This window comes from uncultured Methanobrevibacter sp. (genome assembly GCF_947170395.1).
Classification (GTDB): domain Archaea; phylum Methanobacteriota; class Methanobacteria; order Methanobacteriales; family Methanobacteriaceae; genus Methanocatella.
Genome location: NZ_CAMVTE010000013.1, coordinates 44,788 through 63,350, shown reverse-complemented (window position 1 = coordinate 63,350; position 18,563 = coordinate 44,788). Strand labels below are relative to the sequence as shown.

At 32.8% G+C, this 18,563-nt stretch carries 17 protein-coding genes; 11 read left to right on the top strand and 6 right to left on the bottom strand.

What is annotated here, in order from left to right; genetic code table 11:
* The first annotated feature begins 105 nt into the window (after positions 1-105).
* The 4 genes from Q0W04_RS05170 to surE all read left to right on the top strand — a co-directional run bounded on the left by Q0W04_RS05170 (position 106) and on the right by surE (position 3,890).
* Positions 106-1,083: an SAP domain-containing protein gene (locus Q0W04_RS05170; protein ID WP_298501033.1), complete on the top strand. Its 978-nt coding sequence runs from the start codon at positions 106-108 to the stop codon at positions 1,081-1,083.
* A gap of 213 nt (positions 1,084-1,296) precedes the next feature.
* The gene (locus tag Q0W04_RS05165) at positions 1,297-1,959 is read left to right on the top strand and encodes a class I SAM-dependent methyltransferase (RefSeq protein WP_298501032.1); all 663 of its coding nucleotides are present in this window, start codon (positions 1,297-1,299) and stop codon (positions 1,957-1,959) included.
* A gap of 114 nt (positions 1,960-2,073) precedes the next feature.
* Positions 2,074-2,922 carry a pyridoxamine kinase gene (locus tag Q0W04_RS05160; RefSeq protein ID WP_298501031.1) on the top strand — a complete coding sequence of 283 codons (849 nt, stop codon included), beginning with the start codon at positions 2,074-2,076 and terminating at the stop codon, positions 2,920-2,922.
* A gap of 152 nt (positions 2,923-3,074) precedes the next feature.
* Positions 3,075-3,890, top strand: coding sequence for a 5'/3'-nucleotidase SurE (gene surE, locus Q0W04_RS05155; protein ID WP_298501030.1), 816 nt, complete (start codon positions 3,075-3,077; stop codon positions 3,888-3,890).
* A gap of 12 nt (positions 3,891-3,902) precedes the next feature.
* Here the strand turns inward: surE and Q0W04_RS05150 are convergent, their stop codons facing one another.
* The gene (locus tag Q0W04_RS05150; RefSeq protein WP_298501028.1) at positions 3,903-4,613 is read right to left on the bottom strand and encodes a hypothetical protein; all 711 of its coding nucleotides are present in this window, start codon (positions 4,611-4,613) and stop codon (positions 3,903-3,905) included.
* A 497-nt stretch (positions 4,614-5,110) separates the two neighbouring features.
* Between Q0W04_RS05150 and Q0W04_RS05145 the strand changes: the two genes are divergently transcribed.
* The 3 genes from Q0W04_RS05145 (at position 5,111) to Q0W04_RS05135 (ending at position 9,382) form a co-directional block, all read left to right on the top strand.
* The gene (locus tag Q0W04_RS05145; RefSeq protein WP_298501026.1) at positions 5,111-6,562 is read left to right on the top strand and encodes an ATP-binding protein; all 1,452 of its coding nucleotides are present in this window, start codon (positions 5,111-5,113) and stop codon (positions 6,560-6,562) included.
* 646 nt (positions 6,563-7,208) lie between these two features.
* Positions 7,209-8,291, top strand: coding sequence for a tyrosine-type recombinase/integrase (locus Q0W04_RS05140; RefSeq protein WP_298501024.1), 1,083 nt, complete (start codon positions 7,209-7,211; stop codon positions 8,289-8,291).
* A gap of 83 nt (positions 8,292-8,374) precedes the next feature.
* Positions 8,375-9,382 carry a hypothetical protein gene (locus tag Q0W04_RS05135; RefSeq protein ID WP_298501022.1) on the top strand — a complete coding sequence of 336 codons (1,008 nt, stop codon included), beginning with the start codon at positions 8,375-8,377 and terminating at the stop codon, positions 9,380-9,382.
* Between the two features lie 607 nt (positions 9,383-9,989).
* Here Q0W04_RS05135 and Q0W04_RS05130 read toward each other — a convergent pair.
* From Q0W04_RS05130 to Q0W04_RS05120, 3 genes are all read right to left on the bottom strand, one after another.
* Positions 9,990-11,393, bottom strand: a complete 1,404-nt coding sequence (locus tag Q0W04_RS05130; protein ID WP_298501020.1) for a hypothetical protein — start codon at positions 11,391-11,393, stop codon at positions 9,990-9,992.
* Positions 11,394-11,631: 238 nt separating this feature from the next.
* Positions 11,632-11,766, bottom strand: a complete 135-nt coding sequence (locus tag Q0W04_RS05125) for a hypothetical protein (protein ID WP_298501018.1) — start codon at positions 11,764-11,766, stop codon at positions 11,632-11,634.
* 4 nt (positions 11,767-11,770) lie between these two features.
* Positions 11,771-12,523, bottom strand: a complete 753-nt coding sequence (locus tag Q0W04_RS05120) for a DNA polymerase beta superfamily protein (protein WP_298501016.1) — start codon at positions 12,521-12,523, stop codon at positions 11,771-11,773.
* Between the two features lie 362 nt (positions 12,524-12,885).
* On the opposite strand from Q0W04_RS05120, the gene Q0W04_RS05115 reads away from it, so the two are divergent.
* Positions 12,886-13,881 carry a hypothetical protein gene (locus tag Q0W04_RS05115; protein WP_298501014.1) on the top strand — a complete coding sequence of 332 codons (996 nt, stop codon included), beginning with the start codon at positions 12,886-12,888 and terminating at the stop codon, positions 13,879-13,881.
* 48 nt (positions 13,882-13,929) lie between these two features.
* Here Q0W04_RS05115 and Q0W04_RS05110 read toward each other — a convergent pair whose 3' ends face one another.
* Positions 13,930-14,481 carry a manganese efflux pump MntP family protein gene (locus Q0W04_RS05110; RefSeq protein WP_298501012.1) on the bottom strand — a complete coding sequence of 184 codons (552 nt, stop codon included), beginning with the start codon at positions 14,479-14,481 and terminating at the stop codon, positions 13,930-13,932.
* A 228-nt stretch (positions 14,482-14,709) separates the two neighbouring features.
* Here Q0W04_RS05110 and Q0W04_RS05105 point away from each other — a divergent pair, with 228 nt between their 5' ends.
* From Q0W04_RS05105 to Q0W04_RS05095, 3 genes are all read left to right on the top strand, one after another.
* Complete coding sequence (locus Q0W04_RS05105) at positions 14,710-16,035, top strand: NCS2 family permease (protein WP_298501011.1); 1,326 nt, start codon at positions 14,710-14,712, stop codon at positions 16,033-16,035.
* Between the two features lie 142 nt (positions 16,036-16,177).
* Positions 16,178-17,014 (top strand): hypothetical protein, encoded by an 837-nt coding sequence (locus Q0W04_RS05100; protein WP_298501009.1) that lies wholly within the window; start codon positions 16,178-16,180, stop codon positions 17,012-17,014.
* 76 nt (positions 17,015-17,090) lie between these two features.
* Entirely contained in the window at positions 17,091-18,131 is a 1,041-nt protein-coding gene (locus Q0W04_RS05095) for a tRNA-dihydrouridine synthase (protein WP_298501006.1), read from the top strand.
* On the opposite strand, the gene Q0W04_RS05090 is transcribed toward Q0W04_RS05095, so the two are convergent.
* Entirely contained in the window at positions 18,116-18,559 is a 444-nt protein-coding gene (locus tag Q0W04_RS05090; RefSeq protein ID WP_298501003.1) for a hypothetical protein, read from the bottom strand. The genes Q0W04_RS05095 and Q0W04_RS05090 overlap by 16 nt on opposite strands.
* Positions 18,560-18,563: the final 4 nt, after the last annotated feature.

The following is an 18,563-nucleotide window of genomic DNA, read 5'->3' as shown; positions in this document are numbered from 1 at the left end:
TAAAATCATCGATGTGCAATTTCAACTGAAAAAATCATAGGATTTCAACGTGGCCTAATATCGCCAAGTTTAAAAATTATGAGCCAGATAGTAATTATTGTTATGATGGATTTTGAAACTGGAAAGATTTCTCTAAAATACGGCGACAATGCCCCTGAGGGCTATGGCCTGTCGATGATGCAGGCAACATTTGATTTCATTTATCTAGTTTACAAGCGCGATGCAAGTATTGATGGCGCCGTTAGAGGAGTTTGTAATGAATACGGTTTATCTGAAGACTTTCTGATGGATTATCTTGTTGAAAACAAATACCTTTTAAATAAAGTGGGCAAAAAAGAGTTTGCTAGTCAGCTTAAAAAGTACAACACAAAGGCATTGAAAAAGATTTTAAAAAAACATGGCCTTAAAACATCCGGAAAAAGGGACAGGATAGAAAAGAGAATCCTTGAAAACAAACTTTTGGGCAATGACTATTATTTATCCTCAAAGTCCAGGGTTTTCTACAAAAATAAGAAAAGACGAATCAGGATTTTTGACAAATATCTTTCAAATCATTACTATTTTAGTGAATTCAATGAATATTATATGGATAATTTCAGAAAAAAAGAGGAAAAGATTCCTATTGAATACATCAAACAACATTTAAAAAGAGCATCTGAAGATGAAAACCACAGGATGTATACATGGAATAACCATATAATGGCTGAACTTTATCATGACAAGAAGAATTGCAAGGGAATGCTTGAATATGTATTGAAAAATTTCTGCATCAATCTAAACCCAGTCTGGAAAATCGATGATTTGAAAAACCATGGCGGTCTTTCTTTGGAAACTTACAATAGCCTATTGTTTTTAAATAATAAAATAGGCAGGAACAGAATCATTTCAGCCTATTTCTATATATGGGATTCATTTAATTTTGAAAAGATAATCGTTTCCAAATACATCGGATACAGATATCTCAAGGACATTCTCAACTGTAAGGATTATAATGGGATTGTTGAAGATTTGAAGAGCAATTTCTATTGCAGTGATGATTTGAAAATTAAAAAGATTACTCAAAAGACATTGTTTGATTTCTGAATTACTTACTTTAAGAAAATATATAATCTAATATATATGAATAAATTTGAACATATCAAAAATATCATGTTTATTAATTTGATTCAATTAATGATTTATTATATTAATATTATTTGATAAGCATGCCGAATTATTGTGCAAGTATTTCATATTATAATAGTGATTGCACAGCCTGAAAATCTTATTTAACAAAAGACAAAATATATGATTGATATGGCAAAAGAAGAAAAATATCTAAATGACAAGTTATTGCTTAATGCAAGAAAACCTGAAGGAAAACTTGGCGGCGAACTCATTGACCACATGAATGAAAATCACGAAGGGCTTGCAAAGTGGAGCGTGAGCCATCTCGATATATCTCAAAGCGACATTATTCTGGATATAGGATGTGGCGGCGGAGTTAATGTCAGGAGGTTTCTTGAAATGACTGATGAAAAGGTATATGGCATTGATTACTCAAGCCTTGCTGTTGAAAGATCAAAAGACCTGAATCGTGAGTCTGTCGAAAATGGGAGATGTGAAATAATTGAGGGTTCCGTTTGCGATTTGCCATTTGAAGATGGTAGTTTCGATATTGTAACAGCATTTGAAACAGTATACTTTTGGCCGGATTTTGTCAATGACTTGCGTGAAGTCCGACGGGTTTTAAAGGATGGGGGAATATTTTTCATAGCCAATGAAGCCCTTCCAATCGAAAGGGATACACGCCAGCAAGAACTTATTGAATTGCTAGACATGAATATATATTCAAAAGAGCAATTGGAAGATTATTTGCAAGAAGCCGACTTTAGACAAGTAACATGTCATATTAAACAGTCAAAGGATTCATTTACAGGCGATGATGCAAGCTGGATATGTGTAAAGGCTTTGAAATGATTAACTGAAAACTATTTATAACACGTGCTATATATTTAAATCTGAAGGGATTAATCAAAAAATTAAAAAATATTTAAAATAATATATTAAAATAAAAATTTACAGGTTGAAAAAATGAGTGAAACTACAAAAATATTGACTATTCAGGATATATCCTGTTTTGGACAGTGCTCAATTACAGTAGCACTACCTATAGTATCTGCTTTCGGAATTGAAACAGCTATCCTTCCATCTGCTGTTTTATCCACACATACTTCAGGTTTCACAGACTTTACCGTTAGAGACTTAACAGAAGATTTGCCAGAAATCAGAAAGCACTGGGAAAAAGAGGAAATTACATTCGATGCAATATACACAGGTTTTATCGCATCAATAGAACAACTTGACTACATCAAGGACATTATCGCATCAAGGTTAAAAGATGACGGGCTTGTATTTGTTGATCCGGCCATGGCTGACCATGGTGAATTCTACAATGGATTTGACCAGGAATTTGCAGATGCAATGGGTGAACTGTGCAAATTGGGAGATTTCATTCTTCCAAACACTACAGAAGCATGCTATATATTGCATAAGCCATGGAAAGAGGAATTCAGCAGAGAAGAAATGCTGGAAATGGCAAATGAACTGGCCGAATATACAAAAAGATACGTAATCCTTAAAGGAGATACAAACGAAAAAGGCAAATTGGGAATGATTGTTCTCGACAAACTGAAATCCACATGCGAAATTGTCTACAATGACAGAATAGACTATGTGTCCCACGGAACCGGTGATGTATTTGCATCATCATTTGTCGGGTCAACCATGATTGGAAAGACACCTGCTCAAGCTGCTAAAATAGCAGGTGAATTTACTAAAATGGCCATTGAAAAGACAATCGGAGATGAAAGCCATACTTATGGAGTCAAATTCGAACAGGTCATACTCCAATTGTCCGACATATTGGATTCAGTTGATTAATTTTTAAACCAAAATTAATCATTATTTCTTTTTTTAAAACTAGAACCGTTTAAAAATTCTCAAATTGAAATATTATTTTTACATTCTCTTCGATGAATATTTAAAATATGACTAATATACTATTAATAAAAACTTTTCTGGGTTTTGTAGTTATGAATATTTTAATTTCCAATGATGACGGTGTTTTCGCACCCGGACTTTTAGCAGCAAAACAGGCTGTTGAGGATATAGCAAACGTTACCGTTGTGGCTCCCCGTGAGAACAACAGTAGCGTAGGCCGCAGACTGACACTATTTAAACATTTAAAAATTAGTCCATATGAACTTGAAGATGAAAGCATGGCTTATTCCGTTTCAGGAAGCCCTGCAGATTGTGTCGTTGTGGGCACAAATTATGTAATGGATGAAAAGCCTGATCTTGTCATTTGCGGCATAAACCAGGGCGTTAACATAAGCTGTGACATCACTTCATCAGGAACAGTATGTGCTGCCCTTGAAGCGGTAAGCCTAGACATTCCTGCAATTGCTGTTTCTCTGTTTGTAGACCCTAAAACCGCATTTAAACAGGATGAAAATGGCGAATGGTATGTTGATTATGATTTCACTTTAGCAAAAAAGGTTTTGCATGATTTGGTATTGAAAATAAAAAGTGAAGGATTTCCTGAGGGAGTAAATCTTTTTAATCTTAATGTGCCTTCAAATTATGACTGCGAAGACGTTAAAATAACCCATTTGGCACATAAGATGCTTGATAAAAAAGTAATCGACAATACCGACAAGGAAAAAGAGGAAATATTCAACTATCCATTGGATGAAAATCAAAATAGTGATGATTTGATTATGATTGTCTCTGATTTAGTTAAGCAATATCCAGAAGGTAGTGACGGATATGCGCTGATTGTAGAAAAAAGACCGTCCCTAACACCACTCAATGCAAACATGACCTATCATGAGCTGAATGATTGGTAAAAAACCACCCATTCAATAAACAGTCAAACTGTCGATTGCCCTTACCAGATCTATTGCTGTTTGTGTTTTGTTTGCCTGATTGTCGGCCTGGGCAGTTTCAAATAAAATCACATTATGGTTCTTTTTGGCGATAGGAATAGTTACCCATTTCGGTGAAGTGCCCGCATTAACGGTATATACTGGAAAACCTGTATATTCACTTATTTTATCGGCATACTCCATAGTAGTGGTTGACTTATTGTCAACAACACCAACATATCTCTGCTTGTCCCAATAGTTTTCCATTTCATGAACGTCAACGACAACATAAGGATCATATTTCTCGATATCCGGAACAACATATTCATTGGCCAAAAGTTCTCCCATATGTCTGTTGGTATCATAATCGCTTGTGTTCATTCCGCTGTCCTTGAAATTGAGCTTAATGAAGTAAACTATGTATTTTCTGTTAAGGGTGTCGTTTTTTGTGAACTTCATTATTGTTTCATTGGTTGCATTGTGAATTCCGCTTTCAAGACTGTGGACTCCCAGTATTACAATTGCGGTATCGGTGGATGAGTTGTTTCCGCAGGTTATTTTATAGACTGTACCGTTGGAATTGTTTCCGATAATTGTTGTATATTCATCTAAAGTTTGAACATTATCTTGTGTAAAAGTTGTTATTGCTGCAAAAACAATGAGTATAATAACCGCAGCAATTAGAATCTTGTTGATTTTCTTCATCGTGATTAATATTTATCATCGAGACTATATAAAATTTTTAAATTTATAATAACTTTAATTTCACAATATTATCATCAGATTTCTACAACTTGAATATGTATTATCTTCATTATTAAGATTATAAGGCCTATTTTTAAATTATTGAGGCAATGCGAGAAAAAACGATTTGTTCTTTAGTAAACCTACATTAAAAACTTTATTTATTTAACAATTAACTCTAAATTCTATGTTTTAATTAAATCAATTTAACAAGGTCATAACAATTTTTTAAAGTAATTACAATTGGAATTAACTTAAATAAGATAAGTACAATATTAATTAAATAGGTTTAATAATAACAATTTATTAGCAAAAGAAATGATTTTGAGAATAAATCTTGTTTAGATTAATAACTAGTATGATTAAAAATACTAGTATATATAAATAACTAATATGATTGAAAATACTAGTATATATAAATGACTATTAATATATATAATAGTCAGGAGGAAAGTACAATGAATGATTTACAAAAGACATATATTAAAAATCAAATCTTAACAATGCCAATTAAAGTAAATCAGGAGCTAACCCATAAAAACAGAAAATTTAATAAACGTTCTGATTATGAGACTATTATTAAATACATTAATAATTTCCTAGCAGGGGAAAATTTAAATAGATTTCTTGTTTTACCTGGTTTGCGTGATGTTGGAAAAACAACATTATTATATCAGATATATGAGCATCTTATTTTAGAAAAAAATATAAAAGCTCAAAATATTTTATATTTTTCATGTGACCGATTAAAAAGAACAGGAAATGCAGATATTTTTGATGTAGTCAACTACTATTGCGAGACATTTCACAATTCAATCCTTGAAACCATATCTCAACCATTATTCATTTTAATTGATGAAGCCCAATACGATAAACAATGGGCATTAAATGGAAAATTAATATATGACGGAACTAAAAATATTTTCATGATTTTCAGCGGGTCATCTGCATTAAAACTTTCATCTAATCCTGATGCTGCAAGAAGATTATTGAATATTCCTGTTTATCCTTTATCCTATAGCGAACATTTAAAATTAAAATATGGCAATTTTAAAAATATTATTTCTAATTCCATTACTAATTTAATTTTTGATGGAAAAATACAAAATAATGCAGATGCGGATAAGGAAATGATTAATATTTATTTAAATTTCACAAACTATGATGTTTCCGAATGGAATAATTTCTTACTATATGGGGGTTTTCCATCATCATTTTATCAAAATAACAGTGAAATAACAAAAAAAATTGTCAATATGGTTGAAAAAGTTGTGACAACTGATATGAACAATATTGGAGGCATCAACAATGGTACACAGGATCTTGCCTTTCAGATTCTGAATTACTTTGCTTTCCAGAATCCTGGTGAAGTTTCTAAAGGTTCTCTTTCAAATATTTTTGATGCAAAAAAGCTGTTAGTCAGTAAAGTTTTGGATATCCTTGAAAAAACACAATTAATTTTCCATATTGAACCATTTACTTCATCAGTTAAAAGAACAACCAAGCCAAATGAATATTTTTTTGCGACATCCAGTTTAAAACATAATCTCTCTTTAGACATGGGAGCTGCAATACTTGAAGATGAAACAGCATATATGGGAAAGCTCTTTGAAACTTATGTGGCATCAAGCTTTCATAATTTGGATAACAGAAACATCACTTCCTATAAAATATATTATGATGATGCCAATAGGAATAGTGAAAAAAATGTTGATTTCATTGTTCAAAGAGGAATGGAAAAACCTATTCCGATTGAGGTAAGTTGGGGCGATAAAGATAAAAGCCAAATTAAAAGGGCAATCAGCAAATATCAATCCCCACATGGAGTAATTATCTCAAATACATATCCGAATATTGTTAAAAAAGATAACCTCATTTACATCCCTTGTGAATTGTTCGGTTTTATGTAATTGAAGCGGCAACATTTTGTAGCCATTAACTTATTTAGTTATATTTTTGAGATTTTTCACTCCATTCTTTTTTTCATTATCGTTCAAATCCCCTGCATATAATGAACTCTGGATTTTTGAACTCCATAATACTGTAGGATTCTTTCAATATTTTTCCTGTTTGTTTTGAAATTGCTATCCAGACTTACTAAGAAAATGATTAAATGAAAAAGCACAAATATATACTGTAAAAAACCACAAAAATATAGTATGAAAAACCACAAATATATAGTGTAGAAAACCACAAAAAATATGTACTTCATCATGCAGTTCACCTCCTTTTCAGAAGAAAAATTTTTTGACAAAATTTTAGTTCCTATATGTTGATAAATATTTCAAAATTATTTTATTACTTTTGTAAAAATTTTTATTATAAATCCAAAATTTAACGAAATCACCATATTTCAACCACTTGATGTAGGTGTCCTACTGCACTTTCAACAATTCTCAAAAAAACTCCAAATTATCCAAATTTAATATATAAAGAGAACGTATATTTTATGTAATAATATACACTAAAAAAGAAAAGATACGAAGTCTTTATATACTAATAAAATCAATAGTATAACAAGGGTTAGGTATAAAATTTTAGGAGATGGAAAAGCTTATGATAGAAGTTGATGAGCTAACAGACTACCTAGATGAATACTTAGAAGAAAAGCAAGAGGTAAAAAACTTAACTGAAGAAACCATCAAAAAACAAACATTCAATATATCCAAATTCATTGAATATCTGGAATCTGAAGGAATAGATGAATTGAACAGTACAAATGTCAAAAAACAATTAAGACATTACCGTAGACACTGTTTAAAACAACGTGGAAACAAAAGAACCACAGTCAAAACATACATGATGAACATATTGGAATTCATCAACTCAGAAGATGTTCAGGAAGAAATCCAGCACGATCCAATTAAAATGAAGGATATTATTGAAGTTAAGGCAGAAGATCCTGAAACTGCCAAAAAAAGAATTGAAAAGATTAGTCTGACTTGGCAGCAAAGCGATTTCTTTTTAGATACAATCCAGGAAAGCGGAAACAGAAGAGATTATGCGATTTGCAGGACATTCATTGATTCTGGCATGAGGCTTAAGGAACTTGTCCTGTTAAATAAGACTGACATTCAGGTCCCTTTGGATGAGAGAGGATTTTATGAACTTCCTGAAGACCACAATGAATTCATTGATGTCAATTTACGTGCAGAGACTACAAAAGGTGAGCTTAAGGACAGAACTACTTTTATAACCTTTGATACTCTTGTAAGTTTAAATGAGATGATGGAAGACCGCATCACAAAACTTAGAAAAAACACCAACAACGTTTACAGACCAGTAATTCAGAGAAATAAAGCTGCTGAAGAGGTAACTCGTGAAGAGCTATTTACCAACATCAAAGGAAATAGAATAGGAAAGCGTGGAGTTCAGGATATTGTAAAGAAATATGCTCATGAATGTGACAGGAGAATAGAAAGTGAAGGCATTGACTGTCCTGTAAATTACGGCAAAAATGTCAGTGTTCACATTCTAAGACACACCGCACTGTCCCATTATGCTGAAATCCTCACTGTTGCTGAGGTCCAGTCAATTGCAGGTCATTCCAACTCACAGACAACAGACAAATATATCCACATTGACCGTGAGCAAATGAAACAGAAATTAAGGGCCAACAACATGAGATTTAATCGCTGAATTTCTCATTTGATATAAAAATAATTCAATTTAAATATCATATTATCCAATATAATAATATTACAAGTTTATTATTGATTTATATGAATTTTAAGAGGAATATTTTTATATTGTTTATTTTTTTAATTGTCATTTCATTATTTGGCGCATATTATGCAATTAATTATCAAAACACTGACAATGCTTTTGTAATGGCACAAAACAATAATGAAACTGACTCTTTTGGCTGCTGTTCAATAATTCTTCAACTTGTTGGAAACGACACTTTAATGTCCTACAGGCGTGATTCTGACTATGATGCTGACGTTCATATTGAAAAAGTAGATTGGTACGGAAAACAGGCAATCAAGCAATATAAGACTGATGGAGAGTATTTCTGCCATGTTATTGTTACCAGTGACGGATGGGTCATCGGATTGGGTGGAACAGATGATGGCGTAGACAACCAAAAGGCTGAAGAAATAGTTGCCACAATGATTAATGACAATTACACCATCTCAGAAAGTGCATTGGCCGAAATACAGGAAATCAAAAAGCCTTATGGTAAAGGACATGTAGTAATCAAGGCTCCTAACGGCAATTATGGATTTGCTACAGTAGATAAGATTAAAACTGGCCAATTGTATCCTGGAAGATACATATCAATACCTAATGATTATGCATATTCCAGAGCAAACGATATTTCTCTTGACAATAACGATAACATCTCAGTAATGATGGAATTATCCCAATCCGACAAGTATGGACTTGACAGAAGAGAAATTATTGCATATGACATTAACATTAACGAAAACAATAATACTACAGACATTTATGTTGCAAATGAAGACGGATCACTTGTAGGTGTTGACAATTCCATTTATATTGATAACGTGTACTTCAATGACACTTTAACAAAAGGAGAAGACATTCCAATCGCTCCTGACTACAAAAAGCTTGGTTCAATATCATTCATTGACGATACCAACCCATTCGGCAAATTAATCTACTGGATTATCATAATTTCATTTGTTGTGTTTGTGGGAATTTTATCTTTCATTTCTTATCAAATTGTAAGATTTATAAAATTTAAAATTAAAGATAAAAATTAATAAATTTCATGAAAATTTATAAAAAAATCGTAATTATTGAAGAAAATAGCAAAAATCACTAGCTTGATATATATGTAGCAGTTGATTTATAGCATTTTCTTAATATTACTTGAGTATAAATAGTAAAATATGTATTAATATATGTTTCTGTATTTACAGAAATAAGTTAAATATAAATTATCTGTATAACTGTAAATATGGATTTATCTAATAATACAATTAGTGGTAATATTACTATAATACTCAAATATATAATTATAATATTAATAGTTATAATAGATAAAATACTACTATAACTATTATATACATTAATACATATTTATGGATAATATACGGAAATACTTTTCCGACTATAGTAATATCACACTAACAAGAATTTTACTAAAAAAAATCAATTTACATCATTTAATAATGATATAACCATTAATTTAACAGTTAAATATAATATAACAAATTATAAGAATAAATAAAATAAATTTAGAGGATATTATACTTTTTTATTATTAAATAACCCTTAAAAATAGGTATTTTTTATAAAATTTATTAATTTTTATAAAATTTAAAAAAAAATAAAATAAAAATTTAAACCGGAAAAACAAATTCCGGATTAAACAGATTTTGTTTTGATTTTATAGAACGTGGAACTGTGAATATTGAATAGTCTGTCAAATTCCACATCAGTATTGTTTAATTTCCGACTTCCATCTACCAAAAGATAAATATCTTTACCGCCGCTTGAATTTATATCATCAGGAATATTAAACTTCTTATCTTTAATTTTAAGCAGTTTGATGTAAGGCGATTTATGTGTTTCATTATTCATCTGATATGCATAAAATTTGGTGGCATTGTTAATTTCATTGTCAAATCTCATATATTTCTGCATACCATCAATAATAACTATTGAATTGTTGTTATCAATACTGTCCAAAAATTCATAAGTCTCTAGTGTTTTATTGTAATTTTCATCTATTACAGAAATCTCATCCATAATATTATAAGCACCAAATAGCAGTACAACAATTATAATAGGCAATGCTAACTTCTTGAAATCAATTTCAGACATCAATATTGAAATGCTTAGCCAAACAAGTGCTATTGAAGGAACAAAATACCTCTCCAAAATTATAGGTTTAAATACCAATGATATCACAATAGCCAATGCTAATGTAGTAATAAACACGGACATACCCATAAGCAGATAAAAATTCTTTTTAGAAGGTGATTTTAGATATTTACTTAAAACTAACACTGTTACAGCCAATATGACTATAGCACATACTACATTTAACAAAAATAGCTCCAGATTATTGGTAAATACTGATGACAGTGAAGTAATTACCAGATTGATGTCAACACTTGGAAGCCAATGACTTTTGTGAACACTTTTTAATTGTCCAAAAAGACTAACTAGCCAAGGTACATACATTATGATTCCTAAAACAACGCAAACAAACCATTTTTTCAAATCCTCTTTCTTGTCAAATCCCAGATTTTTGTTAAAGAGAATATTTACAAACAATATCAGATATATTAAAACTATAGATATTGCAGTAAAATAATGAGTATACGCTCCTAAAACAGAAAATACTGTAAGTAAAATCCATGACTTGTAATCAGATTCTTTTAAAATGTTACATACGCATAAAAAACATAAGACCAAAAACAGTATTGCCCAGCTGTACATCCTTGCTATTAGAAATACCCTAAAAAAACTTGCCATAGACACCAGTGTAAAAGTAAAAAATCCGGCTGTCAGCCATCCGTAATCCCTGCGGATCTTTGTTGCTCCAATTACAAATAAAATAAACAAGGGTAAAACAGACATGAATTTCATTAGGGTTACAAGATCATAACTGATATTCAGCATAGCCAAAATTTTCATAGGTATCTTTAAGATTATGTAAAATAACGGCGGATGGACATCAATTGCGGTAATGCTAACCATTTGCTTGAATGACAATTGTATAATTCCTTTTGTAAACCATTCATCATGTTCCAAAAATGGCATTTTGAAAATTATACATATCATTACTGCCGAAATTATAATGCTTAGTAAAAATAAGATTTTTCCGATTAATTCATTTCGTTTATTATCATATATATTCATATTATATAATCTATTTTTGTGCTTATTTAATATTTTTATAGCATCATAGGCTCCAGATATTTTTAACATCAAACGAAAAATAAAAAGTTCCTAAATTTACTATGCACCATATATATGGTTAAATTCAAATACGTTATTTTTATGCATCAAACTGGTAATTTATGAATTCGCCCAGATTATTTCTATCAACTATCATGCCATTGTCAAAAATCAATACCTGATTTTGGTCCATAACCAAGAATGTTATTTCAGCAATTTTATCAAAATCAATCATGTCATCACCTGTACATCAAAAGCCTAAACCTTTCATCATACATATCAATGTCTTTTACAGATTCACTTTTAACTTTATTCATGCTATTAAGTGAATTCAGGATAAAATTATTCAATTTAAAAATTGTCTGTTCACTGAATTTAGAGCCATATTGAATATATTCTATCAGATTAAATATTGCTTCGTTAATGTCTGAACTGACCTCACAATGGGGATTATCCAACAAATCCTGAATGCTGAGTGGAGGATCTATTCTGCTATTCAGCAGATTCCATGACAGTATAGAACGTATTACATATAGATACTTTTTGATTTTAACATTACCAAATTCAAGACCTGAATATCTCTTCCAATGCTTTAGTGCCACATTTAAATAATGATTTTTCAGGATATTTGTATCAAATCCTCCCAAATCATCAAAAATCCCTTCAACTCCATTGTCAATGTAGACTTCAGGTGAAATCAGCCACTCCCTTAACTGGGGATTGCTTTTGAAATGCATCTTCAATGCCTTTTTAATGTCCCATCCGACTATATCAATCCCGTCACCTGCAAGTTCAATGACTCCTCGGTCATCTTTCAGTGAGAGATAATCCCTTGCATTGGCTTTTTTGTATATGAATCTGACGTCATAATCCGATTCTTCGCCTGCAAATCCCCATATCCTGCTTCCGGCTTCGCAGGCATAGAGTATTTCAATTTCCTCTTCCATCTCAAGATCATTCAATATATCTATAATTTGTGATTTTTCCAACATTTCAATCATCTTTTTTACACGCTTAGAACAATATTTACCTCAAAATGATTTGAAATTACTTAATTTCCTAAATAAAGTGTTAGTTTGTCTTATTATTTAAATTAAGCACTTTTATGTGGGAACAATTTTACATACTCAAAGCAATTTTACAGACCTGCACAACAGATGGTATTAACCGCAATATTTAAACACTTGCAAAAACAGCAATTTCAGGACAAAAATTTTAAACAAACCCATAATTTTAGCATGTCTATTTTACGGAAATCTGAAAAATACAATACTTTATATAGTAAATTAAAGCAATATATTAGTATAACGTTAGTTATCTTTTTTATTAAAATTTGGTTATTTAAGAGGATTTTATGAATTTTAAAAAGAGTATATTAATATTAGGCATAATAGTATTGTTTTCTTCCCTAATAGCTGTAAGCGCAACATCCTCACAACAGAATATCCATGACATACAAAGCATAATAGAAAATAACAATGAATCAGACATGACAGGATGTTGTTCTGTTGTATTGCAGTTGGAGGGAAACAACAGTATAATGTCATTTAGAAGAGATGCAGAAAACTATGCTGACATCTATATAGAAAAAATCGATTGGCACGGAAAGGAAGCCATCAAACAGTATAAGACATCCGGAGGTTATTTCTGCCAGGTAATCATTACCAGTGATGGCTGGGTAATCGGTTACGGCGGAATCGATGACGGTGTTGACAATGAAAAGATTGAAAACATCACAGCAGGAATGATTACAGACGACAACAGCATTCCGGAAGACGGCCTGGAACAGATTCAGGAAATCAAGGCAGCATACAAACTGGGCCACGTTGTCATCAAGGCGCCTAACGGAAACTACGGTATTGCAACAGCAACCACCCACTTTACAGGAAAACTGGAGCCGAATGACTACATTTCAATTCCGAACAGATACACTTACTTCAGATCCGGTGATGTTCTTGCCAATGCAACCGATAAAATCGCAACCATGAACAGACTGGCAATTTCCGATGGGTTCGGTCTTACAAGAAGGGACGTTACAACTTTTGAGTTTACCTGCGAAGGCGATAAGAACGTAACAAATGTCTATCTTTCAAACGATGACGGCTCCTACTGGGGAATGACTACAGGAGACCTTGCAGACAACGTCAATTTCACAGGAAATGTAATCCAAGCTGGGGACATTCCGATTGCTCCCAACTACACAAGTTTGGGAAACATCACATTTGACAGCCAAAAGACCCTGGGTTCATTCAATTTCCTTACTATGGTCAGCTTTGTTATAGTGGCAATTGTTGTTGCAGCTGTGGCATATGCGTCATATTATATTGTAAGAAAAATCAGAAAAAAATAAAAAACTTTAATTCATTCACTGGCGCAAGCCGGTGAACAACAACTTTTTTTATAATCCTAAAAGAATTTTAATTCCGATTAGTATCAGAATGACTCCACCCAATATCTGGAATCTGTTTCCGACGTAATCGCCTATTTTTTTGCCGATGAATATTCCTGCAATGCTGAATGCAAACGCCACAATGCCTATAATTAGAGCAGATATCCAAATCGGATCTTTTATTAAAGCTATTGTAATTCCAACCGCAAATGCGTCAATGCTTGTTGCAACAGCCAAAAGTGTGACTTCCTTAAAGGAAAAATTATCAGTGATTTCATCATCATCGCCCAGACTTTCACGAATCATGTTAAGTCCGATGGCCAAAAGAAGAACAAATCCAACAACTGAAGCAAGTGATGCGATGAATGCTGATATGAAATTGCCAAAGAAGTATCCTAAAATGGGCATGAAAGCCTGAAACCCACCGAAAAATAAACCGTAAAATAAGATTTGTGAAGCGGTGAGATTTTTCTGCGTAAAACCCTTCGTCATAGATACACTGAATGCATCCATTGCCAGCGCTATTGCAATTAGAAATGTTGATATTAAATTGAATGCCATTGTTTATTATTTTGTTAAACAATCTTAAATAATTATTGAAAAATTCTATTCAAATTAATAATATTCAACTTACATGATTATACTAATATGTTGCATCAACAATATCAGTTATTTTCGAATGAAATTATGTTAAAAATGATATATATTGAATTTCATATCGAATACTTTATATTTACATAACGATGAAAGTAATACTATAGGAAAATGAGATGTTATATGTTAAATAAATTGTTTAAGTTAGATGAAAATAAAACTGACTTTAAAACTGAAATTATAGCAGGTATCACAACATTTCTACCTATGTCCTATATTTTAGGTGTAAACCCAGGAATGTTGTCTGAAACCGGAATGTCACTTTCAGGCGTATTTATTGCAACTGCTCTTGCATCAGGTATAGCCTGTATAATAATGGGGCTATTATCCAATTATCCAGTTGGACTTGCTCCGGGAATGGGACTGAACGCACTTTTCACCTATACTATTGTTTTAGGTATGGGTCTTTCATGGCAAGCAGCACTCGCTGCAGTATTCTTATCAAGCGTACTCTTTTTAATCATTACTCTTGTCGGATTAAGGGAAGCTATTCTAAACACTATTCCTAAAGACTTGAAACTCGCTATCGGTGCAGGTATCGGTTTCTTCTTGGCATTTTTAGGTCTTGCAAATGCCGGAATCATAGCCGCCAGCCCATCAACTCTTGTTACTTTAGGTCCTTTAACCTCCGCACCAATATTGCTTGCATTAGTGGGTATTGCAATCACATTAATCTTATATGTACGTGAAGTTCCTGCATCCGTATTTGTCGGTCTGCTTATTACTGCCATTATAGGTGTTATCCTATCACTTGCAGGATTAGGCACTGCTGATGGAGTACTGCCATCATTACCGGCTCAATGGATATCATTTGACCTTGATTTCAGCGTATTTGCAGGATTCGCATCAGGATTCGGAGAACTTTTCCAAAACATTCCAAGTTTAATAATGATTTTATTCTCCCTTCTTTTCGTTACATTCTTTGATACTACAGGAACACTTATTCCTCTTGCAAAAGAATGTGGATATGAAAAAGAAGATGGAACAACCGAAGGAATCAACAGAGCTTTCATCAGCGACGCATTAGGCGGAATCGTTGGTGCAATATTCGGATCAAGTACCATTACCGCATATGTTGAAAGTGCAACAGGTATCTGTCTTGGAGGAAGAACCGGTCTTACAGCTATCGTTACTGGAATCTTGTTCATCCTTTCAGTATTCTTTGCTCCTACCGTTCTTGCATTATTTACATCTTCTGTTACCACAGCAGCTTTGGTAACCGTAGGTATATTGATGTTTGTTCAAATTAAAGACATCGAATGGGACAACCTTGCAATCGTTGCTGCAGTATTCATGACAATCATCATGATGGTTCTATCATATTCAATATCCCTTGGTATTGCATTTGGTTTCATCACATACACAATCGTTGCTGCTGCAACCGGTAAAGCTAAAGAAATGAGCCCATTGGTATGGGTACTCTTTATAGTATTCTTAATATATCTGTTCTTCGGATTATAGAGGTTTTTCCTCTATTTTTTCTATTTTTTTATCTCTTTTTTTTAACTTTTCAAATCACCCATAAAGAAAACACTTTCACTGATTTATTATATGTCATGTCAAACTATTACTTGTAAAAATTTTTAAGATAATGAGGTAAAAAATGAAACCAGAAAAAATTTTTGCAATATTACTGCTTTCAATAGTCCTATTTACATGCATCGGCGCAATATCCGCATCAGACGTTGATGATTTAAATAGTGAGAGTTATGAAATTTACATTTCAGATGACAATGCAGATTTGGAATCTGATGATGACATTGACGAATGGGATGATGAGCTTGACTGGGAAGATGACTCAGACGATATCGACTGGGACACTTTCTTTGATGACTGGAAAGATGACTCAGACGATATTGATTGGCAAGACGATGAAGATCTTGACGATATCGACTGGGACACTTTCTTTGATGACTGGGAAGATGATGAAGACGATATCAACTGGGACACATTCTTTGATGACTGGGAAGATGATGAAGACGATATCAACTGGGACACATTCTTTGATGACTGGGAAGATGATGAAGACGATATCGACTGGGACACTTTCTTTGATGACTGGGAAGATGACTCAGACGATATCGATTGGGATACCTTCTTTGATGATTGGGAAGATGATGAAGACCTTGACGATTGGGATGGCGAAGATCTTGATGATACTGACTGGGATACCTTCTTTGATGACTGGGAAGATGAATCCGAATGGGATGAAGACTGGGATGATGTCTGCAAATGCTTTTCATTAGCATTCAACTGCCCTAGCTGTGCATTAGACGGTATGACAGGTGATAACAATCTCGCTGAAATGCCTCAAGATATCTTCAAAAACAATAGGGACATTAACAATCCACAAAACAGTACTGCAAATATAACTGAATCAGGAGACGATTTGATATCAGTATTGTTTGCTGTATTGATTAGCTTATTATACATTTTATAGACATTTTCCCATCTTTTTTTATTTTTCTTAAATCAAATGAAAACAGATTTATATTATTTTTAAATTAATATATATCATGAAAGATTTGTTTGATTATGTGAAATTTGGAGAATTTGAACTCAACAGCCGTGTCATCAGAACAGGTTTGTGGGAATCACAAAGAGAACAGCCTGGAAATATGACTCCTGAGATATATAACAGATATGAAAACATAGCCGCAAGTGGCGTAGGTTTGATAATTACTGAATTGTACTCACTTTATCCTCAGGATGTATTCAGCAAATATTCAAATACACTAAACTACAAGTATTTTGTACGGGAGGCAAAAGATCTGACCGATCTCGTTCATGTATATGACGTTCCGATTTTTGCACAGCTCGGATTTGTACAGTACCACAAGCATGCAGAGCAGAATGTGAAAATTGAGGATTTGACAATTGAAGATATAAGAAAAATCCAGACAGATTTCATCATTGCGGCGCAAAAGATGGACTATGCAGGTTTTGACGGCATCCAGATAGCTTTGGGAAACTACTATTTTTTGACAAGATTCATAAGCCCATATTTCAACAAACGTGAAGACAAGTATGGCGGAAACACATTGAACCGCCTTCGAATCGTTCTTGAAATCATAAAGGTAATCAAACAAAATACCAATCTCCACATAAACTGCAGACTGAACGCATTTGACATTCAAAAGGGCGGACTTACTATTAATGAAACCATTAAGATAGCCAAACTTCTGGAAAAGCATGGTGTTGATTCACTTCAGATTACACGCCCAAGGTCTCCACAGTACTTTTCACGTGAAAACTATCAAAAAAAGATACTTGCCGGTGACTGCAATTCCATAATTGAAAACGTTAATATTCCCGTTATAATGGGCGGCGGTGTCAAAAGCCTAAGACAGGCAAACAATATCATCAACAAGACAAACGTTGAATTCATTTCCATGCAAAGGCCTTTTGTTGCAGATCCAAGCTTTCTTGTGGACTGGCAAATCGAAGGTGAAGGGGAAGTTAAATGCAGAACATGCAACAACTGCTACTGGAAAAAGACTTCAACCTGTTTCATATATCCCGAAGCCCAATTGAACGTTGACTATTCCTCAGAATAGCTTCTGAACCTGTCCAAAAAGTAGTTCATTTCCTCTTCAATTTGTGCTAATGTAACGATTGGCTTATACTCAACAAGGCTGTTGAGAGCTATTAGAAATGGAATTGCCTCACCTACATGAACATTAACGAATTCCAAGTTCTGATATGTTATTTTAAAGTTACCGTTTACATGCTCATCAATATATGTGCCTGCAGGTATGAAATTGATTTTTTCTTGTTCAATCAGATCTTCTAAAACCTTTGTTCCTTCAAGAATGTCGCTGAATTCTATTTTTTTCTTACTTAAAAGAGGAGTTATGAAATCAAATTTGATATCATAGTCATATTTTGAATGACCGTCCCTGAAATAGCTGTCAACCATCAGGTAGTTAATATACAATTCATGATTGATAATAGAATACTTTTTGCTGTTGAGGATGAATTCCATGATT